This is a genomic window from Shewanella acanthi, assembly GCF_019457475.1.
Taxonomy (GTDB): Bacteria; Pseudomonadota; Gammaproteobacteria; order Enterobacterales; family Shewanellaceae; genus Shewanella; species Shewanella acanthi.
The window spans coordinates 1515338-1542002 of the sequence record NZ_CP080413.1 but is presented as its reverse complement, the minus strand read 5'-3'; the positions used below and the strand labels follow the sequence as shown (position 1 = coordinate 1542002).

The 26665-nt window shown below is 45.7% G+C and carries 22 protein-coding genes, 3 tRNA genes and 1 rRNA gene; 13 read left to right on the top strand and 13 right to left on the bottom strand.

Going from position 1 to position 26665, the window contains the following annotated elements; all coding sequences use genetic code 11:
- Nucleotides 1–169: 169 nt before the first annotated feature.
- The 4 genes from K0H61_RS06895 to rlmKL are packed head-to-tail and all read right to left on the bottom strand — an operon-like array spanning nt 170 to nt 6346.
- Nucleotides 170–2002, bottom strand: a complete 1833-nt coding sequence (locus K0H61_RS06895; RefSeq protein ID WP_220051962.1) for a DUF3466 family protein — start codon at nt 2000–2002, stop codon at nt 170–172.
- A gap of 28 nt (nt 2003–2030) precedes the next feature.
- Nucleotides 2031–3956 carry an ABC transporter ATP-binding protein gene (locus K0H61_RS06890; protein WP_220051961.1) on the bottom strand — a complete coding sequence of 642 codons (1926 nt, stop codon included), beginning with the start codon at nt 3954–3956 and terminating at the stop codon, nt 2031–2033.
- A 1-nt stretch (nt 3957) separates the two neighbouring features.
- Complete coding sequence (locus K0H61_RS06885) at nt 3958–4182, bottom strand: glutaredoxin family protein (protein ID WP_258406042.1); 225 nt, start codon at nt 4180–4182, stop codon at nt 3958–3960.
- 22 nt (nt 4183–4204) lie between these two features.
- Nucleotides 4205–6346 (bottom strand): bifunctional 23S rRNA (guanine(2069)-N(7))-methyltransferase RlmK/23S rRNA (guanine(2445)-N(2))-methyltransferase RlmL, encoded by a 2142-nt coding sequence (rlmKL, locus tag K0H61_RS06880; protein ID WP_220051959.1) that lies wholly within the window; start codon nt 6344–6346, stop codon nt 4205–4207.
- Between the two features lie 255 nt (nt 6347–6601).
- Between rlmKL and K0H61_RS06875 the strand changes: the two genes are divergently transcribed.
- The 3 genes from K0H61_RS06875 to K0H61_RS06865 all read left to right on the top strand — a co-directional run bounded on the left by K0H61_RS06875 (nt 6602) and on the right by K0H61_RS06865 (nt 6927).
- Nucleotides 6602–6678, top strand: a tRNA-Met gene (locus K0H61_RS06875).
- Nucleotides 6679–6740: 62 nt separating this feature from the next.
- Nucleotides 6741–6817, top strand: a tRNA-Met gene (locus K0H61_RS06870).
- Nucleotides 6818–6850: 33 nt separating this feature from the next.
- Nucleotides 6851–6927, top strand: a tRNA-Met gene (locus K0H61_RS06865).
- 341 nt (nt 6928–7268) lie between these two features.
- Here the strand turns inward: K0H61_RS06865 and K0H61_RS06860 are convergent.
- Nucleotides 7269–9659 carry a TonB-dependent receptor gene (locus K0H61_RS06860; protein ID WP_220051958.1) on the bottom strand — a complete coding sequence of 797 codons (2391 nt, stop codon included), beginning with the start codon at nt 9657–9659 and terminating at the stop codon, nt 7269–7271.
- A 233-nt stretch (nt 9660–9892) separates the two neighbouring features.
- The gene (locus K0H61_RS06855; protein WP_220051957.1) at nt 9893–11320 is read right to left on the bottom strand and encodes a Na+/H+ antiporter NhaC family protein; all 1428 of its coding nucleotides are present in this window, start codon (nt 11318–11320) and stop codon (nt 9893–9895) included.
- 231 nt (nt 11321–11551) lie between these two features.
- Here K0H61_RS06855 and K0H61_RS06850 point away from each other — a divergent pair, with 231 nt between their 5' ends.
- The 7 genes from K0H61_RS06850 to atcC all read left to right on the top strand — a co-directional run bounded on the left by K0H61_RS06850 (nt 11552) and on the right by atcC (nt 17814).
- Nucleotides 11552–12388: a helix-turn-helix domain-containing protein gene (locus K0H61_RS06850; RefSeq protein WP_220051956.1), complete on the top strand. Its 837-nt coding sequence runs from the start codon at nt 11552–11554 to the stop codon at nt 12386–12388.
- Nucleotides 12389–12496: 108 nt separating this feature from the next.
- Nucleotides 12497–13276, top strand: a complete 780-nt coding sequence (locus K0H61_RS06845; protein ID WP_220051955.1) for an enoyl-CoA hydratase/isomerase family protein — start codon at nt 12497–12499, stop codon at nt 13274–13276.
- Nucleotides 13277–13288: 12 nt separating this feature from the next.
- Nucleotides 13289–14659, top strand: coding sequence for a phenylacetate--CoA ligase family protein (locus K0H61_RS06840; RefSeq protein ID WP_220051954.1), 1371 nt, complete (start codon nt 13289–13291; stop codon nt 14657–14659).
- 517 nt (nt 14660–15176) lie between these two features.
- Entirely contained in the window at nt 15177–15461 is a 285-nt protein-coding gene (atcJ, locus tag K0H61_RS06835; protein WP_220051953.1) for a cold adaptation protein ActJcold adaptation protein ActJ, read from the top strand.
- A 146-nt stretch (nt 15462–15607) separates the two neighbouring features.
- Nucleotides 15608–16150, top strand: coding sequence for a cold adaptation protein AtcA (atcA, locus tag K0H61_RS06830; RefSeq protein WP_220051952.1), 543 nt, complete (start codon nt 15608–15610; stop codon nt 16148–16150).
- Nucleotides 16150–16908, top strand: coding sequence for a cold adaptation protein AtcB (atcB, locus tag K0H61_RS06825; protein WP_220051951.1), 759 nt, complete (start codon nt 16150–16152; stop codon nt 16906–16908). Before atcA ends, atcB begins: the two co-directional genes overlap by 1 nt.
- Before the next feature lie 9 nt (nt 16909–16917).
- On the top strand, nt 16918–17814 hold the full coding sequence (atcC, locus tag K0H61_RS06820; RefSeq protein WP_220051950.1) for a cold adaptation protein AtcC: 897 nt from the start codon (nt 16918–16920) through the stop codon (nt 17812–17814).
- 151 nt (nt 17815–17965) lie between these two features.
- On the opposite strand, the gene K0H61_RS06815 is transcribed toward atcC, so the two are convergent.
- Nucleotides 17966–18343, bottom strand: a complete 378-nt coding sequence (locus K0H61_RS06815) for a TonB-dependent receptor (RefSeq protein WP_220051949.1) — start codon at nt 18341–18343, stop codon at nt 17966–17968.
- A 145-nt stretch (nt 18344–18488) separates the two neighbouring features.
- The gene (locus K0H61_RS06810; RefSeq protein WP_220051948.1) at nt 18489–18878 is read right to left on the bottom strand and encodes a hypothetical protein; all 390 of its coding nucleotides are present in this window, start codon (nt 18876–18878) and stop codon (nt 18489–18491) included.
- Nucleotides 18879–19100: 222 nt separating this feature from the next.
- Here K0H61_RS06810 and K0H61_RS06805 point away from each other — a divergent pair, with 222 nt between their 5' ends.
- Complete coding sequence (locus K0H61_RS06805; protein WP_258406021.1) at nt 19101–19451, top strand: DUF2200 domain-containing protein; 351 nt, start codon at nt 19101–19103, stop codon at nt 19449–19451.
- A 125-nt stretch (nt 19452–19576) separates the two neighbouring features.
- On the opposite strand, the gene K0H61_RS06800 is transcribed toward K0H61_RS06805, so the two are convergent.
- Together K0H61_RS06800 and K0H61_RS06795 are read right to left on the bottom strand one after the other, a co-directional pair.
- Entirely contained in the window at nt 19577–19972 is a 396-nt protein-coding gene (locus tag K0H61_RS06800; RefSeq protein WP_220051947.1) for a hypothetical protein, read from the bottom strand.
- A gap of 95 nt (nt 19973–20067) precedes the next feature.
- Entirely contained in the window at nt 20068–20667 is a 600-nt protein-coding gene (locus K0H61_RS06795; RefSeq protein ID WP_258406020.1) for a GNAT family N-acetyltransferase, read from the bottom strand.
- Between the two features lie 272 nt (nt 20668–20939).
- Here K0H61_RS06795 and K0H61_RS06790 point away from each other — a divergent pair, with 272 nt between their 5' ends.
- Entirely contained in the window at nt 20940–21848 is a 909-nt protein-coding gene (locus tag K0H61_RS06790; protein ID WP_220051946.1) for a LysR family transcriptional regulator, read from the top strand.
- Between the two features lie 115 nt (nt 21849–21963).
- Here K0H61_RS06790 and K0H61_RS06785 read toward each other — a convergent pair whose 3' ends face one another.
- Together K0H61_RS06785 and K0H61_RS06780 are read right to left on the bottom strand one after the other, a co-directional pair.
- Complete coding sequence (locus K0H61_RS06785) at nt 21964–22587, bottom strand: 2OG-Fe(II) oxygenase (protein WP_220051945.1); 624 nt, start codon at nt 22585–22587, stop codon at nt 21964–21966.
- Between the two features lie 216 nt (nt 22588–22803).
- The gene (locus tag K0H61_RS06780) at nt 22804–24942 is read right to left on the bottom strand and encodes a M3 family metallopeptidase (protein WP_220051944.1); all 2139 of its coding nucleotides are present in this window, start codon (nt 24940–24942) and stop codon (nt 22804–22806) included.
- Nucleotides 24943–25545: 603 nt separating this feature from the next.
- Here K0H61_RS06780 and K0H61_RS06775 point away from each other — a divergent pair.
- Nucleotides 25546–26283, top strand: a complete 738-nt coding sequence (locus tag K0H61_RS06775) for a YccT family protein (RefSeq protein WP_220051943.1) — start codon at nt 25546–25548, stop codon at nt 26281–26283.
- A gap of 132 nt (nt 26284–26415) precedes the next feature.
- On the opposite strand, the gene rrf is transcribed toward K0H61_RS06775, so the two are convergent.
- Nucleotides 26416–26531 (bottom strand): 5S ribosomal RNA (gene rrf, locus K0H61_RS06770).
- Nucleotides 26532–26665: the final 134 nt, after the last annotated feature.

Genomic DNA, 26665 nt, shown 5'->3' with positions numbered 1-26665 from the left:
TCTACAAAAATAGAAGCATCAGCTTCATCCATAGAAATAGTGCTTTTCCGCGCTGAGATCAATTAAAAAAACGTTCATTTTATCGGCTAATTATTAAACTATTGAGATCATGATTAAAAAAATCGAGGCAATTGCCTCGATTTTTTAGTGACTCAGTATTTACTGACGATTAACGTGCCCGACGACGCAACCACAACAACGGCAATGCAAATAACCAAGCAAACGAGGCGGCACCTTTACGCTCATAATTTCCGGTTTCTGAGCTGTCATTCACTGTACAAGCCGTTGAGCCATTCGACGCGGGTTTAAGCACTACCATACGCGGAACATAGTTAGTCACAGGATCGCCACTGCCACTGAGTTCAAACAGTGGTAGCCCATTGTCACCTAGAACGATATTACCGTTATCATCCAACTGATACGAAGGCTTACGTACCAGTGCGGTACCAACGATGGTGCCATCTTCATTGATGCTGGCAGCCTCAGCAATTTGAATACTGGCTTCATAAGACAGAGTCTTCCCTGATCCGTCTTGCAGCTCAACCTTATGGCGAGCCCAGTTACCTTCACTGTCCTGTTCAAAGCCTTTAGAGCCACAAGTCAGCAGATCATTGAGATTACTAAATTCACCGGATGATTTCTCATAGAGGAAACCCGCCTTAGGACGACGTTTCTCTTTGTCGTAGGTAGTGTCGATATAACCCACGACTTGACCTTTGTTGTTAATATCCTTGGGTTTACTCGACAAGTCCGTCAGACTCGTCGCAAAATCATTGGGAGTGACATAACCCGCATCTGGATTATTGATATCAAAGTAGAAGAATTTATCACGTAGATAACCTTGGATATAGCTGCTGTAGCTACCGACAACAATACCGTCATCGTTCACATCGTACGCCACTGAGCTATAGATAGAATCACCCATGGGGATCCAATGGTATTGGTAATTACCGTCGGTGTCCTTCATCCAGTAGGCCGCATCTTGACGCAGTCGATTGGTATTGCCATTACGGTATACATGTGAGCGACCCGCAACCACACCAGTATCACTCACACCTAAGGCTTGCGCCGTGAAAGTTAAAGTACTATCGGATGCAGGTGTTAAGCCTAAAGGTAATTCAGTACCAATTGCTTCGGCATTCTCAATTTGCCAAACATAGGCGCGTGTTTGATATTGGATATTGCGAGAGCCAGTACTGGTTGGATATTGCTCACGCTGCACACACACATCCAATGGCAAGGTATTGTCATCACTTAAACAGTAATCAACACGAGTTGCACCGTAACTGCTGATCCCCGTACTGGCATAGCCTACCACCAAATTACTATTGTTTACCGCAGAAGCGGAAGACCAACCGCCCAGCTCAACAGTCTTATCATCTTCACTGACATACTGGGTATAGGGTGGCGGTAATGGAATTTCAACATTGCCATCCATCGCCACACCGCGGAACTCAAAGTCACGGTAATACCAAAGATCTTCTGCGTCATTTTCTGTTGCTGTATTGTCCGCAGTTTTTTGTGGGGCAGTCATACTGCCCACTTTGATGCCCGCATCATTAATACCGTAATAGAAGGTATCTACCGAATTGGTAGCAGAAGTATCAACGGGATTGGTTGTGCCACTAATGCTTTCAAAGGTTGGAACCCAAGCTCCAGCAGCACCATTTTGGGCCGCAACGAAGGCATAGTTGTTTGCCACAATGGCCGTCGTAATCGAGTAAGTGATGGTTTCAGTCTCAGTAATACCATCTTCTAAATCGATAATGTCACTTTCAGCATCACTGGTGGTTAGCTTTTTCTTGCCTTTGGCCACACCAACCAATTCGTCGTTACCGTTAACGCCTAGGGCATAACCAATACGCGTTCCGTCGAGAGTCCCTTTTAAATCATAGTCTTCGATATTGACCACTTCATAAACTGGTGCAGCTTGGGCGCTTTGTAATACCCCAATAACACCTAGGGCAACTAAGGACAGGGCTTTATCCAACTTTGACTTCATTAATTCAATTCCCATTTTTATTATTGGTTTACTTCAGTGACTCAAGCTCTTCCCATCGCTCGAAGCAAACTTCCAATTGCTTTTCTTTATCCGCCAACAGGCTGAGTGCCTGATTGATTTTGTCCTGTGACTGGCTATAAAAATCGGGCTTACCAACTGAAGTTTGTAACTCAAGGATTTCGGCCTCGAGTTTTTCCATCAGCTCAGGCAACGCCTCTAACTCTCGCTGTAATTTATAGGACAGCTTTTTCGCCGCTTTTGCAGGCTCCGCCACCTTCACTTCGGTCACGTTCACTGTTTCAGCAGGAGCTTCGACCGTGTTTGACTGACTAGGTTCCTCTGAATAAAATTTTGCACCTTGATCAATGGCATCCTGATAGCCGCCCACATACTCACTCCAGCGGCCATTACCCGCATACCACCAGCTGCTGGTCACGGTATTATCGATAAAGGCTCTATCGTGGCTCACCAATAAAAGTGTGCCCTGATATTCGGTTAGCAGCGACTCTAACAATTCTAGGGTCTCAATATCAAGATCGTTTGTTGGTTCGTCGAGAATGATAAGGTTTGCTGGTCGAATAAGTAACTTAGCGAGTAATAAACGATTTTTCTCACCACCCGATAATGCCTTCACGGGCGTACGGGCACGCATGGGCGAGAACAGGAAGTCCTGCAGGTAACTTAGAATATGACGATCCTGGCCATTAATGGTGATGGTCTTTTTGCCCTCACCCACGTTATCTTCAACGGTTTGCTCAGGATCTAACGCCTCACGGTATTGGTCAAAGTAGGCAATCTCTAATTTAGTACCGACTTTCACTTCGCCCGATTGTGGCTGTAACTTTTCAATCAATAGCTTAATTAACGTCGATTTACCGCAACCGTTAGGACCGATTAATGCGATACGATCGCCACGCAGAACTGTGGTGTTGAAGTCTTTAACCAGGTTTTTATCAACCAAGTTGTAGTTTAAGTCTTTAACATCAAACACTAACTTGCCTGAACGCTCAGTATCAGCCACCGCCATTTTGGCGTTGCCTTGACGATTCAAACGCTCACTACGTTCCTGGCGCAGTGCCTTTAAAGCACGCACGCGACCTTCGTTACGGGTACGGCGAGCTTTAACGCCTTGTCTGATCCACACTTCTTCTTCGGCCAAGCGCTTATCGAATAAGGCGTTTTTCTCGGCTTCAACACGCAGCCATTCCTGCTTGCCATCAAGGTAAGCTTGATAGTTACCAGGCCATGAAGTCACCACCCCGCGGTCTAAATCGACAATCCGGGTCGCCATGCGGGCAATAAAGCCCCTGTCGTGGCTAATAAAGACAATGGCGCCTTGGAAATCCATCAAGAAGCGCTCAAGCCACTCGATGGTATCGATATCCAAATGGTTGGTTGGTTCATCGAGGAGCAGCAAATCAGGTTCACTGACTAATGCACGGGCAAGCGCGACCTTACGCTGCCAACCGCCGGATAATTCACTCAAGGATTTATCGGGATCAAGGCCTAACAGCTCACAATTTTGTTTAATACGCGAATCTAGCTGCCAACCGTTGTGATGATCTAAGGTTTCCTGCAGCTTTTGCATTTGATTGAGCATACGCTCCATTTGCTCAGGCTCGGCAAATGCCACATCGTGGGATAATTGGTGATATTGCTCTAACGCCTCACCCACTTCTTGTAAGCCCGCGGCAATATAAGAGTAAACTGAGCCCTGCTCTGCCTTTGGCGGATCTTGCTGTAATCGGCTGACCGTTACGCTGCCATCGATGTTGAACTCACCTTCATCGAGCAGCACATCGCCGGATAAAATCTTTAATAGACTCGATTTACCCGCGCCGTTACGGCCAACAATACACACCCGTTCACCACGCTCGATGGTGAAATCGGCATTCTGTAATAGTGGGGTGTAACCATAGGCTAACGAGCCATTATTGATACGAACCAGACTCAAACTACGCTCCTAAAAATGCTTGTAATTGTATTGCGTCAAAGGGCCAATATAGGCAGCGTTCATCTGCGCCTTTAAGCACAGGAATCGACACGCCGTAAAGCTTGGCTAAGGCTTCATCATCGCAAATATCGATGGCGGTATAATCGACCTCGGCAGCATTCAATAATGCCGCCGCCAGTTCACATAAATGGCAACCATCTGTGTGGTACAGCACATAATCTACCATTGCCACCTCTGTATGCTCCACATTAAGCATGGGTGATGAGCCAAGTGTTATGGATATGTGGATTGCGCTTGTAATCCATTGGCAGGGTAACATCATCGATGTTCTCGACCTTAATGTTCATCTTGGTCAGCGTCTCAGTGTCCATCTTGAACTTACGTTTATTGTTTGAGAACACCAGCTCGCCATTCGGGCTTAGCAGCTTAATCAGCATGCCCAGTAAATTCACATGGTCACGCTGCACATCGAAGGAATCTTCCATGCGCTTAGAGTTAGAGAAGGTTGGCGGATCGATAAAAATCAGATCGTATTGGACAGATTTATCGCGAGTGCAATCTCTGATCCACTGTAAGCAGTCAGCTTGAACAAACTCGTATTGCTTGCCACTTAAGTTGTTTAGCGCAAAGTTTTCCTTCGCCCAAGCAAGATAAGTGTTTGACATATCAACCGTTGTCACCGATTTTGCACCACCTAAGGCAGCATGCACAGAGGCTGAACCCGTATATGAGAACAGGTTCAGTACGCGGCGTCCCTTAGATTTTTGGCCAACCAAACGGCGGGTTAATCTGTGGTCGAGGAACAGACCCGTATCTAAATAGCCTGTGAGGTTTAACTTAAATTTAGCACCATATTCTGTGGTGATAAGCTCAAGCTTACGTTCATCGAGCTTTTGATACTGATTGGTGCCCTTTTGACGCTCGCGGGTCTTCATGGTGATTTTATGAGGATCAACCCCGATTGCCGCAGGCAGTGCTAACAGCACATCGCTTAAACGGCGTTTGGTGATAGCCTCAGGAATGCTGGCTGGCGCCATATATTCCTGCACCACTACGTAGTCGAGGTATTTATCGACCGCCACGTTGTATTCAGGAATATCCGCATCGTATAGACGGTAGCTGTCGATACCTTCTTTTTTCGCCCACTTTTCTAACTGCTTAGCATTTTTCTTAATGCGGTTAGCAAAGGCTGGTGCGATATCCGCAATGTCCACCCCTTCGGGTAACACAGGCGTATCACGGCGGGTGCTTTGTGCGTGCAGCGTATAAAGGTTGAAGGCACATTCGAGTGCGCCGTTAAACATCTTCATTTGTTTATCGGCTTTAAGTTTTAGGGCCGACATCAGCTCGATGTCGCTACACAGCATAGCCACTTTCCAGCCGCCAAATTCCTTCTTGAATTTGTCGCCTAATTGGTAATAAAGCTGCAAGAGTTCAGACACGCTGCCTAAACGCTCACCGTATGGCGGGTTGGTAATGAGGTAACCTTCGGCAACAGGTGGCTCCACATTGAGCGCGTTAGCCACGCTAAAGTCGATAAGCTCAAGCACGCCAGCATTTTGGGCATTACGTTTTGCCAAGGCAACGAGGCGTGAGTCGATGTCTGATCCAAAGAACTTAATCTCGCAGCGTTTTACCCCGAGGGATGCGCGGGCTTTGGCTTCTTCTAAAATTTCCTGCCATGCGGCTTTATCGTGGCGACGCCAATGCTCAAAGCCATAACGGCTGCGTTGTAAACCTGGGGCGATATCGGCAGCCATCAATGCCGCTTCAATTAATACAGTCCCACTACCACAGAATGGATCAAGTAATGTCGTAGGCGCAGCTTTCCAGCCACTGCGAACCAGCATGTTAGCAGCAAGGTTTTCTTTAAGCGGCGCTTCACCTGTGGTTGAACGGTATCCACGCTGATGTAATGAGGGACCAGAGAAGTTCATCGCAATGGTAATAACGCCATTTCTAAAATGGGCATCCACTTTAATATCGGCGTCGATACGGGCAACGTTCGGCCGGGCATCGCCATCGTCACGGAAACGGTCAACGATCGCATCTTTAATCTTTAACGCACCAAACTGAGTGTTATTAATAAAACCACCCGTACCGTGGAAATCAATGCTAAAGGTATTGCGATTCGAGAAATGGGCAGACCAATCGATACAGTAGGCAGCATTATACAATTGCTCCGCCGACTCACAGGGCCCTTTATAGATAACCAACACGATACGGCTGGCTAAACGTGTCCATAAAGTGATTCGGTACGCTAAGGCTAACGGCGCGGTGAAATACACACCGGCAACGCTTTCCTTAATCTCGGTCGCACCAAACTCTGTCAGTTCTTGGGCTAAGCTATATTCAAAGCCCTTAGGGGCGGCAGCAAAAAAATTCAGCATGGGATCATCAATACGCAGTCAAAACCAAAGCGACATTATACCTGCGATGGGGCATAAATGATAAACAGTTCTTCGAGCAAACTCGAATTAGTCAAACAGTTACATACTTTTAAATGGCTAATTTGCCCAAACGTGAGATTATTGTCCGAATTTCCCCCACTACGCTTTATATTTAAGCACTCATCGACTTTTTTGAAATTCCTCCTTGCATTGCCTGTTCGCTGCCGTTATAGTTCGCCCCGCTTTAGAGACGGACGCGGGATGGAGCAGCTTGGTAGCTCGTCGGGCTCATAACCCGAAGGTCGTTGGTTCAAATCCAGCTCCCGCAACCAATTTAAAGCCAAGGTGATGATATTCAAAAGGATATCAAATCTTGTAAATCATCAATATCGGACGCGGGATGGAGCAGCTTGGTAGCTCGTCGGGCTCATAACCCGAAGGTCGTTGGTTCAAATCCAGCTCCCGCAACCAATTAATGAGTAAAGCAAAAAAGTAATAATCGGACGCGGGATGGAGCAGCTTGGTAGCTCGTCGGGCTCATAACCCGAAGGTCGTTGGTTCAAATCCAGCTCCCGCAACCAATTATCAACTTGATAACATAGGCCAGCTAACGCTGGTTTTTTTGTCTCTAAAAATTGTTGATAACAGCATACTTGCCATTGAGATTATGTCTAAAACCATGAATTAAAAGACTAAAATAGAACGATTAATCAACGAAATTTTATCAATAATGCCCATCCATAAATGCCATCGTTCTGCCTTTCTGGCTATTTTCCACGCCCCAAACGTATCCAAAAATCATTTCCCACTTTTCTAGTTGTGCCGTAGCGTCTTTCACACATTTGGCGATTTCAATAAAAGAAAAAAAATACGCCAGCGAACTGACGTATTTTGGGAATGATTATTTGAGGCAAATGTGCGGTTAATTCCAGTTGTAGTTGAATGTCACTCCAAAGGTGCGAGGATCGCCATACAACTCATGGAAGGTTTGCAAGCCATTGTCCGACACACGTGTGCGATACACTTCATCCAACACGTTCTCTGCATAAACGCTGAACGACCACTCTCCTGCCATATCACTTATCGTTGCTCTCATACTCAGCAAGCCATAGCCATCTTCACGCAGTAAGCCACGTTCTGCATTATTGGTCACGAGCAAGTGGTCAAAAGCCGAACGGTAACTGTAATTCGCTTGCAGACGACCTAATAAGGAATCACTTAACGGCGTTTCATAGCGGGTCAACAAATTAGCGGTAAATTTGGAATATACCGGCGTATTGGTTCCTTCCAATGATACCTTAGGCATAGTTGGCAAGGTTGAGGAAACCAGATCGCTATCCACAATTTCTGAATCTGTGTAGCCTAGGCCTGTCTCGACATACCAGTTTTCAACAGGTATGTAATTAATATTCAGTTCAGCCCCTTGCGCACGGATATCACCAATATTGGTTAGACGCGAAATAGCGACAGCACCGCGATCGTCGGTGGCACTTTGCTGTACACCTGTACGGTCGTAATAAAACACAGAGCCATTGGTTCTTAAGCGCCCTTGCAGCCAGTCTCTTTTCACCCCAACTTCATAGGCTAAAATGGTTTCTTCTTCATAGGGGTCGAGCGACTCCTCTGACATCACAAAACCACCGAAGAATCCCCCGGTCTTAAAGCCTTCAGAAATACTGACGTAGGCTAAACTGCTTTCCGCGAAATTCCATTCTAATGCCAGCTTACCACTTAAATTCTCAAATTTAATCTCGTCTTTCTTAGCAATAAACGGCAACGGATCCATATCACCTTTACTGAATGCGATGAACTGTTCCACGTCAACCGACACATCAGAATTGGTGTAACGTAACTCCGCCACTAGATCTAACTTGTCTGTTAATGGGTATTCCAGATGACCAAAAGCAGCAAAGGTATCAGTACTTTGTAAAAATGTCTGCAGACCAATATCCGGTGCAGACGAGAAATTGGGGTTAGCGAACAAGAGAGGAAGCAGACCTTGAGTCGCAATGGCTCCGGAGTTTTCATCAACGTCATCAGAGGCGAAACTTACCCCGGCTAACCAGCTCAACCCTCCCGTTTCATCGAAGGCCATACGGAATTCTTGAGACCAAGAACTAATGTCGGTGTTGTAAAAGAAATCACCATGGGTTTCAACAAAACCGTCTAAATCGACATAGCGATGATAATCTATCTGGTCGACCGCAGAAATCGAGGTATAACTGTAATCACCATGATCCCAGTTAACCATTAAACTGGCACCGGACCACTCATTGTCTAATCGGCTTAAAACATCCGATGCGGACTCGAAGCGGCTATCTTTATCCGTCCCGAGGCCGTAATCCAAGATCGTTTTCCCTGTTGACGTGGCACAACTGGCAGGATCGCTGCCTTCCCCCCGTAAAATGGATTCACAGAGCATGCCATTCATCATGCCCGCAGACAGGTATTGTGCATTGGGAACCGGTACTTGGTAATCGGCCAGTGTGCCAATGTCGGCATAAACGCCAACGGGTCTTAACAATGGGTTTTCCGAACTATCTGTACCACCGTGAAGTTTCAAGTGAAAATCAAGGTTATCCGTTGGTTTATACTCAAACTGAAGGCGGGCAGCACCTCGGTCAATTTCACCATGGTCAAAGCCTGCGCTCACACTTTCGTATTGACGCTCATCGCTTTTTGCCCATTTACCAGCAACACGTGCCGCAAATTTATCAGAAATGGGTAATCCAACTGCGCCTTCAGCTTCTAATAAACCATAAGAACCCGCACCAAGGCTGAAATAGCCGTTGAGTGGATCATCAACATCGGCTTTATTGGAGATGACTTGAATCGCACCTGCAATAGTGTTGCGGCCATAAAGTCCGCCTTGTGGGCCTTTTAGCACCTCCACCCGTTCTAAATCGAACATGGTGAAGTCCGCTGAAGCAATAGTGGCCTGATAAACATCATCGACATAAAATGCGGTGGTCGGGCTGTCATTCAAGCGGAAATTCTGTAAGCCGACACCGCGAATAATCAAAATGGGAAGACCACCACCAGACACATTGACAAAGTTAACGTTAGGAATGGCTTTAGTTAATTCGCCGGCATTTTCAATCCCCAATTCCTTAAGGCTATTACCTGACAAACTCGCCAGACTAATACCGACCTCTTGAGCGCTCTGTACTCGTTTTTGTGATGTCACCACTATGGTCTCGATGGCGCTATCATCGCTTTGCTCATTTTTTGTAGGCTCTGCACTGACGGCTGTAGCAGAAACTCCCGTCATGAGAGATGGCAGTAAAGCCATTGCTATTTTACTGAGTCTCATATCGTCTCCCCATTTTCATTTTTAATAATTCTTATTTGATCCAGCAAAATACCGGAGCATGATATTGAGCCTAAAAGGGTGAGTAGCGGCAAACAATGACAAAAAATGTCCATTTTGTGACGCAATATGAGTATAAAGCTAACTTACTGTTAGAAAATGAAAAATCCCGCTTATCGCAATGAGTTCAGCAACTAAGCGGGATCCTGAAAAGCAACTTCCTTCTCGTGTTAGGCTTACAGCTTCTCTTCTTCCTGCTTACGGCCTTTTCCAGTCAAGACGCTAAACGTCATTACGGCCAAAATCATCAGCGGATAGAAAGTAAAGACAAAAAAGATGGTTGAGTTGGGTACAGCTAAAAACGGGTATTCAGGCAACAGCGACTTTACGAACATAATCATGATTAAGGGCCAGACATTCCAAGGCACTATGTAACTCAGGCTATTGGCGGTAGCATCCAACAGATTCGCTCGGCGAACCGGGTGGATATTGAATTTGGCTCCCAGCTCATTGACGATAGGGCCGGCAATCGCTGTAACCCGAGTGTTTAAACCAATCAGTAAAAGGCTTAACAGCAAAGTAATGGCCATCATGGTCAATTCGGCTTTTTGGACGGTACGGGCAAAAGCCGCCTGCAATTTATCGACGATAAGCTGCAATACGCCGTAGGCTTTCATAATGCCATAAGCCCCCATCATCAACAGAATCATCATGATGGTATTAATGTTTTTGGTCACACCCTCCACCAGAACACCTTTTACGGTTCGTTGCTCTACATACAATAACTGATGCGGCGTCAACAGGCCGGTAGACAAAGCCAGCACTAGTCCTAGAACTATGCCCCAGGTTAGAGAGTCGTAAACACTTTTGCCTGCAACCGCACAGCCCACCACCACACACATCGGCAGTAACATTACTAAGCCCAGTGGATTAGCCGTCAGGGTCGAAGCTAATTGCGGGGGTTGAAGCTGCTCTGTTGTCAGAGAATAGCCACATACCACATAGCCAATACAAGCCAGAACAAAAGCGGGTATTACATATTTAAACCGGCCTTTTACTACATCACTGACCTCAGCGCAGCCCTCTTTCGATTTATAACTTTGGGTACTGGAAGAAATGATGGTAGTGTCAGATACAGGTGCAAAATGATCCCCTGTGGCAGCCCCGCTTAAAATAGCACCCAGTACTAGAAAGGGTTCAGCGCCAACAGAATAAGCCGCCGGGTAAAGTATGGGCGTCATCACCATAATGGTACCCAATGAGGTGCCCATCGCAGTACCCAGAATGGAGCAGATCACATAGACAAACAACGGGTATAACGCTGCATCCAGTTGTAACGAAGTCGTCAGCCAGATAATGCCGTCGGTCAATTTAGCTTCGGTTAGCATTTGGCTATAAATACCGACGATCAGGAAGAGTTTTAAAATCAGAATGCCAGTCGGCTCTGCCAATGATTTTGCTGCGACGCCCCAGTAACTCTTGCTGTCGCGGGACAACAAAGCTCCGACCATTAATCCGATCACGCCAAAGGTCACCATCATCTCGGCAGACAAAACGCCTTTAGTGCTCAGATAAATTGTTGGCAGAACCATAATCAGTAAAGGAATCACGGCCAACCAATTGGACAGGTAAAAACCGGACGACAATGTATTGCGGTTTAACATAAACAGCCACCACTTGTTATTTTTTTCTGGCGCTTGATGCAAACAAACATCAAGGATATTGTTCTAACGCTTAACGACTCTGCGCGATGTAAAAGCAGCACAAACTAACGAAAATGAGCAGAGCAGTACAGACCATTTTGTGTTAAACGCACTATTTTTCCATGACAAAAAAAGTCCATATTGCCCATTCGTAGGGCGTTAATATGGCGTTAAGAAACACAGGAAGTGAGAATGAATGCACATCAGAATAAACAAGGTTTTGCGCACGCACTTAAATTCTGGCGCACAGCACGCAATATCAGTCAGGAAGAGTTAGCACTGCGTATAGACTCGGCGGCTCGGCATATTTGTCGCCTCGAGCGTGGTGATGCTTTTCCGTCGGTAAAAATGCTCGATCGTATTGCGTCGGCGTTAATGCTTGAACAAACAGACAAAATCAACCTGTATTGCAGTGCCGGATTTAGCGCTGGACTTTCTGCCACCGATATCCACTTACCTGAATACAGCGTGCGAAAATCTGAGCTGATTAAATTTCTGAAATGTTCTGAGCCCTACCCCGCTGTAATTTGCGATGTGGCAGGCAACTTTGTGATGGTTAATCGGGCTTGGCTGGGGTTATACGACCTGATGGTGCCTAAAGCCCAACAACAACCATTGCAGAATGTATTAAGCAGTCTATTCGACTATGCGGCGATGCATATGCCGCACGACGACTGGGCCAGCACCTTATCGGTGTTATTGCTGTCAGTGCAGCAAAATTTAACCTCCAGAAACACACCTCAAGACCAAAAGCTGCTGAAACAATTAATGTCTTTACCTTTTATTCCCGCTAACTGGCAAGAACTCGCCGCGCAAACCCCTGTCGGCCGAAAATTTAATATCAAGGTCAACATCAAAGGGCAACAGGAAACCTTTACGACCTTCACCCAATCGACCGGTCTGAAAGGGCCTTTGGTCCATTCATCAGTACCAGATTTACTGACCATTGTGTTTTATCCCGAGCGCGATGAATTGGACTTAGAACCGTTAGTCGACCCAGCATCCAGCCATCCCTTACTGTTTTATTGACAAATTCTTAAGCTAATCGCTCACAGCCAGCCTGACATTTTTAGTCATGGTTCAGCCAGATTGCTGATTTTATGATGGCCACACTAATAATTAAAAAGTGAGGCCATAATGTCCCTTGTTCAATACGCCTGCCAAGATCATGTCGCAACGATTACTTTAAACCGTACAGAACAGTTGAATGCGTTCAACCCTGAGCTTTATCAGGAATTTAATGCCGCCACAAAACGCTTCAAAGACGATCCTGACGCTTGGGTTGCCATCATTTGTTCTGCCAATGAGCAGTATTTCTCTGTTGGTGTCGACATCAAAGCTCTGGCCGTCGTAATGGCCTCAGGTAAATCCAAAGAAGAATTGGAAGCCATCTACACAGTGGATTTGGAAAGCGAGTTTTTCTCTGACAAGCCAATTATTGCGGCCATCAATGGCTATTGCGTGGGTGAGGGCTTAAGCCTAGCGCTGGGTTGTGACATGCGTATCGCCAGTAAAAATGCGGTGTTTTCACTGCCTGAAGCCAAAATTGGCGTGCCTACAGTCAATGCCGCTATCCATGGCACACGATTAATTGGCAGCGCCTACATGATGGAAATGCTGCTGACCGGCGATAAAAAAGATGCCGCCTGGGCAGAAAAAACTGGCTTAGTGAATCAAGTGGTCGACAATGAAGATCTGATGCCCACCGCATTGGCGCTGGCTAAAAAAATTGCGGCCTTAAGCCCTTTGGCAATCCGCGCTACCAAAGAAGCCGCCAAAAAAGCTGACTATCTTTCGTTTGAACAAATCAGCCAAATGATGCAGGTGAAAAAAGCCCAGATTGCCGTGTCAAAAGACTTCCGCGAAGGTCAACAAGCCTTTTTGCAAAAACGTGATCCTGTATTTACCGGCGAATAAGAAGGAAGCGGAATGAATAACGAATTATGGAATGAATTCAGCCGCCTGCCGATTGATTCTCCCAAGCTGCGCCAATACCAAGCCGAAGAAACCCGTAAGCTGCTGCTGTACGTGTACGAAAATTCGCCTTACTACAAAGCGAAATTTGATAAAGCTGGGGTCAATCCCTATGACTTTACCTGCCTAGAACAACTGGCGGATTACCCCACCTTCGACAAATACGAAGAGCGGGAGAGCCAAGCACAATCACTCAAAGAACTAAACCATCCTCTGGGCATGCATATCACCTGTGATATTCGTCAAGTAAATCGCATGAGCGCTTCCTCAGGCACCACTGGCACGCCCAGTTTCCAAGGCCACACTAAAAATGATCGCCAGGTGATCTTTAAAAATATGGCCCGCTTGATGGACATGGGCGGCTGCAAGCCCGGCGACAAAGTCCTCATGGCCGGTGTAATGAGTATGTGGGTCGCTGGCATTCCAACGGTCGATGCACTGTTAGACTTTGGCGCCAATGTCATCCCTATCGGTGGCTTGGTCGGCACAGCCAAAGTGGCTGAGATGATAGTATTAACTCGGCCGGATATTATTGTCTGCACTCCCTCTTTTGCACTTAATCTGCTGCAAAAATCCCAGGCAGAATATGGCATTGATTTAGCTGCACAGGGCATAAGCAAAATTTGCGTCTACGGTGAACCTGGCGGCAGCATTCCAGAAATTATTCAGAAACTGGAAGCCGGCTTTGGCGGTGCAAAAGTCTTTGATATGGCCGGTGGCACAGGTGCACTAAATCCAATCTTTACTTCCTGTACCGAGCAGGATGGCATGCACTTTATCGCACCCGATGAATGCGTAATTGAACTTTACGATCGTGAAACTAAAAAGGTACTGCCGTGGCAGGACGGCGCCATTGGCGAATTTGTTTATACCGGCCTGCACCGCGAGTGTGGTCCGCTCATTCGTTTTATGGACGGAGATCTGATCCAAGTGAACTTGAAGCCTTGCAAATGTGGTTATCCCGGCATGCGGATCAAGTTTGTAGGACGAGTGGACGACATGTTGCTGGTCAAAGGTGTGAACGTATTCCCCACTGCCATTCGAGATACTGTTAGCTCGATGGGACCTGTGGTGACCGGCAATATCCGCGTGGTCAAACCCTCGGCCTCTCCTGTGGTCGAGCCGCCGCTACACGTGAAAGTAGAAACCACAGGCGAGTTATCTGCCGAGCAACAAGCCGAACTGATTGACGCTATCAGCGCAAAAATTCAGCGCCAACTGCGCTTTAAAGCCAAGATAGAACTCTTCGCCCAAGGCAGCTTAGTGATGGAGTACGGCGCCACAGGGAAAGTAAAGTTGATTGAAAAAGCCTACCAGGAAGAATGACGCGCTGAATTTAGTTGATCTATTTCTCCAAAGCTTATCGAAAACCTGCCTAGATGGTGGGTTTTCTACATGTACACTGTTAGCTCGTTGCACTCACCCTTCTATAAATTGGCAATGGCCTTATTTCAAATCAAGCTCCCGCTAACAATTAACTTCTTATTGAATAGGCCAGCTAACGCTGAATTGGATCGTTTCAATTGGTGAATTTATGCAAGCATGCTTCAGGCGTGCAGCCGAATGGATTGCATTAAACAGATTTAATTAAATGAATTTAGTTAAACTAATTAATAAACGCCTCTCTCATCGAGGGAGTTTCGTTATATCTCTTTCGGCCATGCCCCCCGTAAGTTGATATAAAAGCACCAGATTCCCCCCTTAAATCCCCAAAGTGGCGTTTGCCGCTCATAAAGCCTTTCTGCTATGATCCAAGGCTGACTAATCATAATTCCACATAGTGTAAATAAGCAGCATTTAGCCTTTATCTTGCGATAGCAACCCATCGCCTACAGGTACCAATATGATTAACCACTTTAGTGTGCTTGGCATTAAACCTAGCGCCAAAGAAGACGATATTAAAAAAGCCTATAGAAGGCTGTCGAATAAATACCATCCTGATAAATTGATTGCTGCCAGCGAAGATGAAAAAGCAGAAGCTGCACAACAACTTGAACGAGTAAAGAAAGCCTACGAAGTGTTATCTGATCCAAAACTTCGCAGTGCCTTTATCCGAGATTTCAATAATGTGATAGTGACCGATCCTTCTAGCGCAATGCGCGAACTCTGGGATCAGTTCTACCCTTAAATCTGTTGGGTCAAACAGACCCAAGTGCGAATTAGCGTTAACACTGAGATGAAGTGCCAATACATTGGGTAGTATCCAAACGCCTATCGTAATCGACTTTATCCCAGCGCTTTATTTTATAAAGCTTTTATGTAGAGACATGCCAAATGGCCAAAAAACTGAATATCTCACGCATCAATGAGCTGAAAACTAATGCTTACGAAAATATCGAGTCATACGATGACCCTGATACACCAAAGGCATTGGAGCAGTTCACTAGTCAAATCAAGAAGGTGCTGCAGGCTGACCCTGCTATGCTCGAGTCTGTGCCCGAGTATCTGCCGGTTGCACTCTATGGCCGCGTTAAGTTTCCAAGTGAAGCCAAACTGAAATGGGCACACTGGATTAACACTGCAACCCAACCCGAATGGGATGAATTTAAGGTCACCATCGGCTTTAACAATGCCGACCTTCCCTTAGTACTGGCGGTACGTGCCTACTCTGAAAATTTACTGATCGAGAGCTGCGCTGTTTTATATCTACTCGAAAATGAAGGTAAATCTGCGCCCGCACCTAAGCGTAAAGCCGATGATGACTTTGACGACGAAGACAGCGACTACGATGACTATTCGGGTTCCGATTACGCCGACGACGATGAAGGCGAAGAGGAAGATGGCTACTACGATCACTACGATGATGAGGACCGCTAATGAACACCAGTCTCATAGAGATAACCGTTGCCGAGATCAAAGAACTCGCTGACGTAGAACCCAAACAGGCCAGTAAACGCTTCGAAATCATCGCCACCACAATGAACGATGAGCAGTTAGTCGAAGTGATCGAACAGATGGACATTGTGACCCTGACCCAAATCAACAGTCACCACGATATCTCCTGCCCTTCCATCATGTCTGAGCTGATGACGCCGGAGCAAATTCGCGACATCGTTTGCCAACAGCCACTGTACTGGGAAGAGAAAATCAAAAACAATGCGGAAGAACTCATTCAGCATACCTTTGATTTTTTAACCTATTTAATTCGTGTCCAAGAAAACGAAGAAAAACAGGCGGCAATTTTAGAGTGTATCGCCGAAGATCCTGCCGGTCTCTTCTACCTATCTATCCCCTTTATCGAATTGATGCTGGGTGAGAAACACGACGATGAAGACCACTACAACGACTACTACGACGATGAAGAAGATACCGACACTGTTGGCTACGATAGCCGTGTGTCGAGCGAAGATGCCCATAGCTTAAGCCTCGATGACCCACGTAGTCTGATGGCGCTTATCCATGAGCTGGCACCGGATGTTGAAAAAGCCATTAAAAACCTGCTGCGTAACGAAAGCTCTGGCTGGGAAATGATCATCAATAAGTTCGTTAACGAACTGGTTATCCAAGCGAAAGAGAAGAACCAAGTTGCGGACGAGTACGCAGAAGTGGATGATATGTTTAGCTTTTTAGATTAAGGATCCTGCATGCAACTGGTACTGCGTGATATAGACCAAGGCCCATACCTAAGTAAGGTATTGGCTAAAGGCCAAGCAGACGACACCCTAACAGGTGAGCAGCTCGCCCAAATCAAATCCAAGGCCATTTTGATGAGCCTGAAGTTAGCCGACAAATTCTACAACAAATACAAGATGCACCTGCTTGAACAAGCCGCGCACGATGTGATTGGTGTAGTGAGCCTCGGCCTATTTGAACTCTCGAACCAAGATCAACAGCAAGCGCTGAACCTGCTCATCACCCCTGATGGTGTGGTGAAGTGCTTCCAAAAGGGTTGGAGCATGCTCAGCACTGTGAGCAAGCATAAGCTTGCCAATGGCAAGTCTCTCTATGGCGATGTAGATAAATTCCTCTTGGAACAAGTCTCTACTCCACCGGATGCGGAAGAATGGATCGGCTATGAGGCCTATCAGGATGCGCTCGCAGAGCACCAACGTCAGCAATCGATTGCGGCATTGATGGCGCAGTTTTATGCCCAAAGTAGTTTCGATCCACTGGACTTTCTAAACCTTGAAAGTGTACTCGCCGAAGCCGTGCTCTATCGCATGCTGTTCGAGAATGCCAAGGTCAGACAGGATCTCAAAAAACGTATCGCTAAGGTGAGTTTGCCTGAAGAGTGGTTCAGCATTGAGTATATTGAGCTGCAAACCCAAAAGGCATTGGCCGAATTACCAAACGAACTTGCCGAGACGATTGCTAAGGACTTAGGGAAAAACTTTGCACCAGCTCTGCTTCGCACCCTGCACTTTGCCAAGAGTTACCGTGAGCTGCTGTTAAGCGATGCATCACCCGAGCGTTTAGAGCGATTCGAGCATAAAGAGGGCTTAATCGGTCTGCTCGGCTGGCCACTTTATATCGTGCTTTAATGATGGCACGCTATTAATTACACACTCGTGATTGTGTTCAAGAGCCCTTTCCTAGCCTAAAGCAAGACAATTCGAATAAAATAAGCACCTTTTTAGGTGCTTATTTTTTCTCACTAAATAGGTAATCCTTGCCCTAACCGTTTACTCGTCACTAATGCGCTCTACCGGTGCGGATAAATTCCACCATCATCAGCACTATTCCAATAAAAACAATAATCGACCCACCAGCAAGAATCGGGTCAATCGTTTCTAGGGCAATAAATTGGCCGTAGAGTAAAAACAGCCCAACAAAAACGATGACTGAACCTATTTGATGTAGATAGAACTGAATGACAGCGAGTTTGGAGTGGGAATTGTTGAGCCACAACCTGTGACATAGGCCATAGATAAAGGACAACACAAAACCAATCAACATAATATGGGCATGGGTCACGAGTTGACCGTGATTTTTTGAGGCCGCCATATAGATCCCAAGCATTAATCCCAATATCCCGTAACTAAAGGCGGACAACACAAATTTGCGGTCCATACTAAGACATCCAGTAACAGTGTTTCACTGAGTGTAGTTCAAGGCGATGGAAGTATTTTTAAACGTCTCTATCTATTTAAAGACCTTTCTTGAAAATCCTTAGCCCCCTTCCAAGTCGCTTAGATAAGTTCGGCTTAACATGAAATTAAGCAGTAAGAGCACCGAAGAGGCTTAAACAACTCACTGAAAACAAGACCACCGCTTGAAGGTAAAACCGCTTAGTCGACTCAGGATTACTCAGCATAGCCACATACAGATTCCAAATAGCAAAAATGCCAAAGTTAAGCCCAATAAACAGCAGCAGTGAAAAAGCGTACATACCGGAGATGAGTTTTAAGGCACAAATGAGCAGCACCGCCGCGGAAGTTAAGTAAAATACCGACTGGCAATACAGTAAACCGCGAAGCATTTGCTTAGAAGCACCATCAGTCAGAGTGTTACCATCACTCATCCCCCGCAGCTTGCGGCTATCAAAAATATGAAGTCCACTTAGCCCTACACTGAGTAACGCTGCTATTGATAACCCGATGATCATACCCAATCCTCTTATATGCCTTTATCATGATCTTTATTCTGTGATGTCATGAATTCTATATTTTATTAATCTACATGTTTTAGCGTTTTAGTGACCCGTAAATTAAGGGTGCCTTACGGTTTGTTTCAACGGGCACTTTACGATATACGCTGAGCGTTAAAAATAAGACCTGATTTTCGACATTCCGATTTCCACATTTAGCACGATTCACAAAGGATTGTTATGAACAACGATCACCGTATTCCTAGAATGCCTTTTTCAAAGGTTTATCCTCTCTATATCGCTAAAGCGGAGCGTAAACAAAGGACTAAAGCGGAAGTCGACCAAATTATCTGTTGGCTGACAGGATACAGTGCCAATGAGTTACAACGGCAAATTGCGATAGATAATGACTTTGAGGCTTTCTTTAACGAAGCGCCAGCACTGCATCCAAACTGCTCGCTGATTAAAGGCACTGTCTGCGGCGTCCGGGTTGAAGATATTGCAGACCCTTTAATCCAAAAGGTGCGATATCTAGATAAGTTAATCGATGAACTCGCCAAGGGAAAAACACTAGAGAAAATTCTGCGATAAGGATTGAATTCGTATCCTCTCACAACCTAGCAACAGTAAAGATACCGTCAGTAGACCAAAAATACTAAAGGAGCCTTAGGCTCCTTTAGTATTGCTGCTGCAACTCACGCATTGTCGAATCAAGATTACATGGTTGCCATGGTCCAGTAATCTAAACGTTTTTGAGGATCGGCCAGCAAATTCTTACATTCTTCTTTGTACTTACTCATCAGCGCACTCAGGTTACCCGAGCCTCCTAGGCTTTGAATTTGCTTATCCTTAGCCTCGCTCACCGCTTTAGTGACATCTGCCTCGCTTTGGTATTTTTTGGCGAGGTTCTCCGCTTCCACTTTTGAGTTTTTAAGACGCTCACCCACGGCCTGCATCTGCGGAGCATTCATCGAACCAATCGCCTCTGAACTAATCTGATAATAAGCCGCGCACTCAATAGCTTCCTGACTAAAGGCCTTCTCAGCCTCATCGGCAAAGGCTGCATTGCTCACAATTAAAGCGAATCCGGCAACAATAAATGCTTTCAACATTTTTTTATATCCCTTTTGAATGTAAATTAAGAATAACCTACTTAAGCGGTCAATTAATCTCAAGCGAATGATCATAAATTAATTTTTACGTTCACTCATTGCAAATGCTGCTTGAGGCGAAAACCTAAATGCTGCTTCACCGTCGGCCACTCGCTTTCGATGATGGAAAACACCACAGTGTCACGAATCGTACCGTCTTTGAGAATTTTATGGCTGCGCAGCACTCCATCCTGCTTGGCCCCGAGGCGAGTAATAGCTTGGCGAGAGGCTTGATTATGCCAATGGGTTCTAAATTCGACGGCAATCGCTTTTAAAGTTTCAAAGGCAAATGTCAGCAGGAGCAATTTAGTTTCGGTGTTTATGCCCGTGCGCTGGGCACGTTTGGCGTACCAGGTATAACCAATCTCAAGACGGCAGTGCTCAACCTCGTAATTGCAGATGCGGGTGCAGCCCACTATTTGGCCCGAGTGTTTATCACGCACTGCAAAGGGAAAACTCTTACCCTTTGCTTGCTCATCAAGCGCCTGCGCAACGTAGGCTTTCATCTCATTAGGCTCAGGCACGCTAGTGAACCAAAGCCGCCAAAGTTCACCGTCCGTCACGGCAACGCTTAATGCCGCTACATGGGACAGCGTTAAAGGTTCAAGCACCACATGCTCACCGCTTAAGATCTCGGGTACCTTAATCATGTCCATCGCCATGCCTCCTTTTGCAGTCAAAACCGTGCTCTAGCGCACAATTTTTACTAGCCTAACATTATTCACTCAAAAATAAATACCTTATTTTTCAGCGGCATTTGATTAAAAGTAGTAGGGAAACATCCTAAGCCTACTTTAAGCCATTAAGGATAAAATAGCCGGTTGCTCTAAGCAGAATGTCTATCATGTGGCAGAAATTGAGACTTGCTAAGCATCACTCATGTGAATACCATAAAACCTTATATTCATTTGATGAATTTAAAAATTCAATGAAGCTACATCAATTCGACCTCAATCTCCTTCGCGCCTTCGATGCGCTGATGATTGAGCGTAATGTCACTAAAGCGGCGCAGCGGGTCTTTTTAAGTCAGCCCGCCATGAGTCACGCCCTAAACCGTTTACGGCAACACTTTAACGATCCCTTATTGGTGCGAACCCCCCAAGGTATGCTCCCAAGCGCTAGAGCACTTGCGCTGCACAGTGGGATCCAACAGGCATTAAAACTGCTTGAACAGCAGCTGGATGAGCCCGACATTTTTGAACCTGCTAACAGTCAACGCCGCTTTGTGATAAGCACCACCGACTATGTGGAGTGCGTACTGATCCCGCCGCTCATCTCACGCTTAAAAGCTATCGCGCCGGGCGTGCATATCGAGATAGTGATCCTGCGGGAGCAAATCCCCGAGAGTGAACTCGCCAATGGTGAAATCGACTTGGTATTAGGCTTTGATGAATATATGGCGGTACCTAAGCACCTGATGCGCGAAACTTGGTTAACAGAACCATTAAGCGCCTTAGTACGTGAGGGTCATCCCGAGATTGGCAATCAGCTTAGCCTTGAGCAGCTTGTGGCAACGCCACATGTGTTCCACTCCCCTTTAGGAACCCACGAATCGATTATCGACCGTTTTTTAAGTACCCAAGGACTAACGCGGCAGATTTCGGTTAACAGCCAAAGCTATATGTCGGCTGCGGCGATTGTCAGTCAGTCCGATCATTTACTGGTATTGCCGCAAAAAGTTGCACAGATGCTCGCCAGTCACTGGCCGCTAAAACAAGTCAGCCTACCTTCGAATATGCCAAGCTATCACTTAAATTGTGTTTGGCATCCAGTGCAGCAGAGTCAACCTGGGCTGCAGTGGCTTAAGCAAATTATGCAGCAAATAGTCACGATCTAGCGGGAAACTGATTAACCGAATACAGTTGCCATCAAATGCAAAGGGCTGCAAGCGGAAACGATTGCAGCCCTAGATGTTGAAACACTTCGATTGTTTAAACAGCTTTGAACTGTGCTTAAAAACCGTGAACGCTATTACTCACCCGAAACCAACCGGCGATACTATTACGCTGCGCAAGGGTTTTACTCACTTCATGGGGGAAGCGCTCACTTAAGAAAATTACAAATTGCCCTAATTTAGGGGCGACTCGCTCGATTTCATTATCGTCTTCATCGTAAATAATTAGCTCGCCGCAATCGGCAGGTGTCCAATCAGGATTTAAAAAGAACACAGTCGTCAAAATGCGGTTCTGACTGCCCTTTAGGGCATCGACGTGTTTTTTGTAAAAAGCCCCCGGTTGGTAAACCGCATAGTGGCTTTCGTAATCGAACAGCCCCATATACAAACGGCGATTTAAACCGTCCTTGAGCTGCGCCATTAAATCCAAATACAGGGTATCAATTTCATTCTCTTCTTCGAGCCACTGAATTCGATCACGGCGAATATCGGCGTTTAACTGCTGCTCGGCGCCGCGGCCAATTGAAGCGGCCTTTAAATCATGTATCTGGGTGGCTTGAATTTTTTCTAACAATATTTGACTGATTTCATTAGGAATTAACTCATTAAGACAAATATAGCCTTTGTCTACCAAGGCGTCAGCAATCACATCCAGCACTGCTTCACTTAATTGCGAAACCATAAATGCTACATCCAATAAAAAAGCTACGCTTTGCTGTACTCAAGGGCTCACAGGGGATAGAGCCTGATTTTCGAGGGGGGCGTCGAAACGGGATAGGAACCTATCCCACAGTAAAAGTGCGCGGATTTTAGAGTAAAGAATTACCAAAGACAATAGGCAAAAAAAAGGCTTGAGAGGTTGCCCTCACAAGCCTTTGGCTTTTTTACAATGATCGGTCTAGTCGACGAGGCCGCGGCGTTTTAACAGCGCATCGGTCGTCGGTTTGCTACCAGTGAAATGGATGTAATCCTGCATTAAATCTTCACTGTTGCCCTTTGAGAGCACGGTCTGACGGAATTTATCGCCATTATCTAGCTTTAAACCACCCAGCTCTGTCATATAAGCAAATGCATCGGCGGCAAATACTTCGGTCCACAGGTAAGCGTAGTAACCTGCAGAATAACCACCAGAGAAGGCATGGCTAAAATAGCTCGACTTATAGCGCGGTGGAATTTGCGCAAAGTCGATGCCGTGTTTAGCAAGGACTTGGTGTTCAAATTGCTCTACATCGCTAATTTGGGTATCGGCACTGATGGAGTGCCATTCCATATCCAAAAGTGCTGCTGTAAGATACTCAACGGTATCAAAACCTTGGCCAAACTTGTTAGAGGCTAAGATTTTATCGAGCAACGCCTTTGGAATCGGCTCACCGGTTTGGTAGTGTTTTGCATAGTTTGCGATAACCACAGGATCGATATCCCAATCCTCGTTTACTTGGGATGGGAATTCAACGAAATCACGCGCCGTTGAAGTACCAGCAACACTTGGGTATTTCACCTTAGAGAACAGACCGTGCACCGCATGACCAAATTCATGGAACATAGTGGTCACTTCATCGAAGGTCATTAGAGTCGGGCCTTCGGCAGGTTTTGGAATGTTCAGCGCGTTGTAAACCACAGGCTTATTGCCTAATAAATCGTTTTGGGTCACGAACTCATCCATCCATGCACCGCCACCTTTACCTTCACGGGCGTACGGGTCAAGGTAGAAAAGACCGATAGAACTGTCGTCCTTATCAAATACCTCAAAGGCATACACATCACTGTGCCAAACGGGTAAATCGGTGCGTGGTTTTACCGTGATGCCATAAAGCTTGTGCATCGCATAGAATAAGCCGTCTTTAAGTACAGTATTAAATTCAAAATAGGGCTTAATGCTGCCTTCATCGAGGGCATATTTTTCCTTACGCACTTTTTCAGCGTAATAGGCCCAGTCCCAAGGTTGCAGGGTAAAATCACCACCCGCCTTGTTGATTTCAGCTTGAATATCAGCCGCTTCTACCTTGGCTCTCTCTAACGCTTTTGGCGCCAGATCATCAAGAATTTCGTATACCGCCGTCGGGGTTTTCGCCATTTGATCGGCAACCGCATAGGCCGCCCAAGTATCAAAACCTAACAGATTAGCTTTCTTCGCGCGTAGCTGAGCCATTTTCACAATCAGTGGACCATTGCTTGCAACCGCTCTGTGGGCTGAGGTTTCCCACACTTTTTGGCGCAGTTCACGGTTATTCAGGCTTGCAAGAATCGGCTGACGCGTGGTGTTAACGAGAGTAATCAGGTAACCCGTTTTATCCGCAGCCTTTGCAGCTGCCGCAAGGGTCGCGATTTCAGATTCAGACAGACCATCAAGCTGCGCTTTATCAGTCACAACAATCACATCATTTTTAAATGATTTTAAGCTGTTTTGTGAAAACTCAGTTGATAGGGTCGCAAGCTCCGCATTCAAGTCCCGCATCTTAGCCTTATCTGCATCGGATAATTTGGCACCGGCACGTACGAACTGATCGTAATAGAACTCAACTAAACGTTGATCCTCGGCATTTAAACTCGCCTTTTGCTGATAAACAGCATCAACACGGGCAAATAATTTAGGATCGAGATAAATGTTATCTCTGTGGGCTGAGAGTACGGGCGCCAGGTCGGCTTCAGTCTTCTGCAGCACATCGTCTGAAATTAACCCCGCCATATTGAAGAAAGTGCGAGAAACGCGGCTTAACAGTGAACCCGAAGTTTCCATTGCAAGAATGGTATTCTCAAAGGTCGCAGCTTGGTTATTAGCTACAATTGCCGCAATTTCCGCCTCATGCTCTTTAATGCCCAGCTCAAACGCTGGTGCATAGTCAGTGTTGTGAATCAGGTCAAACTGCGGTGCCTGATCCTGAAGTGGGCTCTTAGTTAGTAATACATTGGCCGCAGTAACAGTCTTGTCTGTCTCTGCTGATGCATTAGGAGCTGGGTTAGTAACTTCTGGTTTATCTGAGCAGGCGCTCAGTAAAAGCGCCGCAGTAACGGCAGCAGTAATAACGGACTTACGCATATGGTCTCCCTAATATTTACTGCCCTTTCTTAGTTTTTATGTGATGAAAGGTGCATGTAAATCGATTTTGGCTTCTTTCCAACGGGTGCATTTATCAGGATGCACTTTTGATTTGCGGGACAACCTTAGCAAGTAAGGCCATAGTAGCCAAACTTTCTCGCATTAAACTCAAAGCCAATTTGTATCACTATATGTGCAACAAGCCATTCATAGCGAGTTTGCATGCTGATAAATAGCCATTTACAGCTTAATGAATTACATCAAATATTCTATCAAGTGTATCCATTAATAATAAAAACATTTAAATACAGATATATATAAAACGTTGTGGCGACAATAAAAAAGTAAAGTAGGCATTCAGACCGATAAAAATGAATGACGACAGCAAATAACTAACAAATATTAATTCTTATTCATTCATACATTAAGTGATGAAATATTCTACTAAGGTTAAGGATTATTCCGATAAGATCATTAGTGCTAAGATGAACAATAAAGACAATCCATGTCCATCATGTACGATGCCCTCTGTTTGTATTCCTTACTATCTCACTTATTATTTGTGAACTATCTAGCTCAATATTAGCAATGAACGAGTAATCTATGGCAAATCAAAATAGCCTTTGTGTAATCACACTGATGGGGTTTCTGGCTGCGCCTGTTTTCGCTGGCGTTTCCTTAACCCTTCCAGAAAATGTGGAAGTTATCGCTATTAACGGTCAGTTGGCCTCGAGTCAAGACAAGTTAAACCTAAACGATGGTTTACATCAGCTGGCATTTCGCTATAACGCGCAATATCGTCAGCAGGCTAACGCGGTGCGCTATCAATCTGAGGTGGTTATTATTCGCTTTAATCAAGCCGAACAGGAGCTAACACTAAAGCTTCCCAAAATCAGCTCAAATAAAGATGCAAAACAATTTGATACCGCACCTCAGATCGCGTTATTTAATGCCAACAATGACAACATAAGCTTCGAGTGGGATATGTTAGTTAAAAATGGCCTGCAAATTGGCCGCAATTATGAGCAAGAGATACTGCAATATAATCTCGCTAACAAGGTTGCTGCCATTCCGGTAAGCCAGCAGCTAACCAATATGAATACCGCGGTTGTCTCATCAACGGCCAACCAATCAGACATAGCAGTAAACTCTGCCCCTGCATTAACGCCAACGCCCCAAGCGCCAGCCTCGACGACAATATCTTCTTCAACGATAGCAACGCCAGAAGCAAAGGTTGAAGGACCCACCCAAGCGGAAATCAGTCATATGCTCGATTACTGGTATCAACAGGCTGATGAGGCGACGAAGAAACGCTTTAAGGCAAAGATTAATAAGCAATAGAATGGCTAAAAAGAGTCGATGATGATGCACTAGCGGAATTGGATATTGCACTAACGGAATTAACTGAATCGCAAATGCAAAAAAGCCAGCTTCTTCAGCTGGCTTCGTTACATCTCATAGAGATAATTTGGCGCTTGGCGATGACCTACTCTCACATGGGGAGACCCCACACTACCATCGGCGCGATTGCGTTTCACTTCTGAGTTCGGGATGGGATCAGGTGGGACCACAATGCTATTGTCACCAAGCAAAAAATTGTCTGGAACAATTTTTAACGCGCTTTAGCGCGGCCCGTTAGGGTCAACTACATGGATGTAATTGATAAATTTTTATTCCAGTTAATTCGGAAAGCTGTTTGAGTCACTTCTTAAGTGTTTGTATT

Coding starts and splice junctions, on each gene's coding strand:
- K0H61_RS06780 (WP_220051944.1), bottom strand. CDS start 24,942: ATGCGTAAGTCCGTTATTACTGCTGCCGTTACTGCGGCGCTTTTACTG.
- K0H61_RS06815 (WP_220051949.1), bottom strand. CDS start 18,343: ATGGACCGCAAATTTGTGTTGTCCGCCTTTAGTTACGGGATATTGGGA.
- K0H61_RS06810 (WP_220051948.1), bottom strand. CDS start 18,878: ATGATCATCGGGTTATCAATAGCAGCGTTACTCAGTGTAGGGCTAAGT.
- K0H61_RS06895 (WP_220051962.1), bottom strand. CDS start 2,002: ATGAAGTCAAAGTTGGATAAAGCCCTGTCCTTAGTTGCCCTAGGTGTT.
- K0H61_RS06800 (WP_220051947.1), bottom strand. CDS start 19,972: ATGTTGAAAGCATTTATTGTTGCCGGATTCGCTTTAATTGTGAGCAAT.
- K0H61_RS06885 (WP_258406042.1), bottom strand. CDS start 4,182: ATGGTAGATTATGTGCTGTACCACACAGATGGTTGCCATTTATGTGAA.
- K0H61_RS06795 (WP_258406020.1), bottom strand. CDS start 20,667: ATGGACATGATTAAGGTACCCGAGATCTTAAGCGGTGAGCATGTGGTG.
- K0H61_RS06775 (WP_220051943.1), top strand. CDS start 25,546: ATGGCAAATCAAAATAGCCTTTGTGTAATCACACTGATGGGGTTTCTG.
- atcB (WP_220051951.1), top strand. CDS start 16,150: ATGAACACCAGTCTCATAGAGATAACCGTTGCCGAGATCAAAGAACTC.
- K0H61_RS06785 (WP_220051945.1), bottom strand. CDS start 22,587: ATGGTTTCGCAATTAAGTGAAGCAGTGCTGGATGTGATTGCTGACGCC.
- K0H61_RS06805 (WP_258406021.1), top strand. CDS start 19,101: ATGAACAACGATCACCGTATTCCTAGAATGCCTTTTTCAAAGGTTTAT.
- K0H61_RS06845 (WP_220051955.1), top strand. CDS start 12,497: ATGTCCCTTGTTCAATACGCCTGCCAAGATCATGTCGCAACGATTACT.
- K0H61_RS06840 (WP_220051954.1), top strand. CDS start 13,289: ATGAATAACGAATTATGGAATGAATTCAGCCGCCTGCCGATTGATTCT.
- atcA (WP_220051952.1), top strand. CDS start 15,608: ATGGCCAAAAAACTGAATATCTCACGCATCAATGAGCTGAAAACTAAT.
- K0H61_RS06860 (WP_220051958.1), bottom strand. CDS start 9,659: ATGAGACTCAGTAAAATAGCAATGGCTTTACTGCCATCTCTCATGACG.
- rlmKL (WP_220051959.1), bottom strand. CDS start 6,346: ATGCTGAATTTTTTTGCTGCCGCCCCTAAGGGCTTTGAATATAGCTTA.
- atcJ (WP_220051953.1), top strand. CDS start 15,177: ATGATTAACCACTTTAGTGTGCTTGGCATTAAACCTAGCGCCAAAGAA.
- K0H61_RS06790 (WP_220051946.1), top strand. CDS start 20,940: ATGAAGCTACATCAATTCGACCTCAATCTCCTTCGCGCCTTCGATGCG.
- atcC (WP_220051950.1), top strand. CDS start 16,918: ATGCAACTGGTACTGCGTGATATAGACCAAGGCCCATACCTAAGTAAG.
- K0H61_RS06855 (WP_220051957.1), bottom strand. CDS start 11,320: ATGTTAAACCGCAATACATTGTCGTCCGGTTTTTACCTGTCCAATTGG.
- K0H61_RS06850 (WP_220051956.1), top strand. CDS start 11,552: ATGAATGCACATCAGAATAAACAAGGTTTTGCGCACGCACTTAAATTC.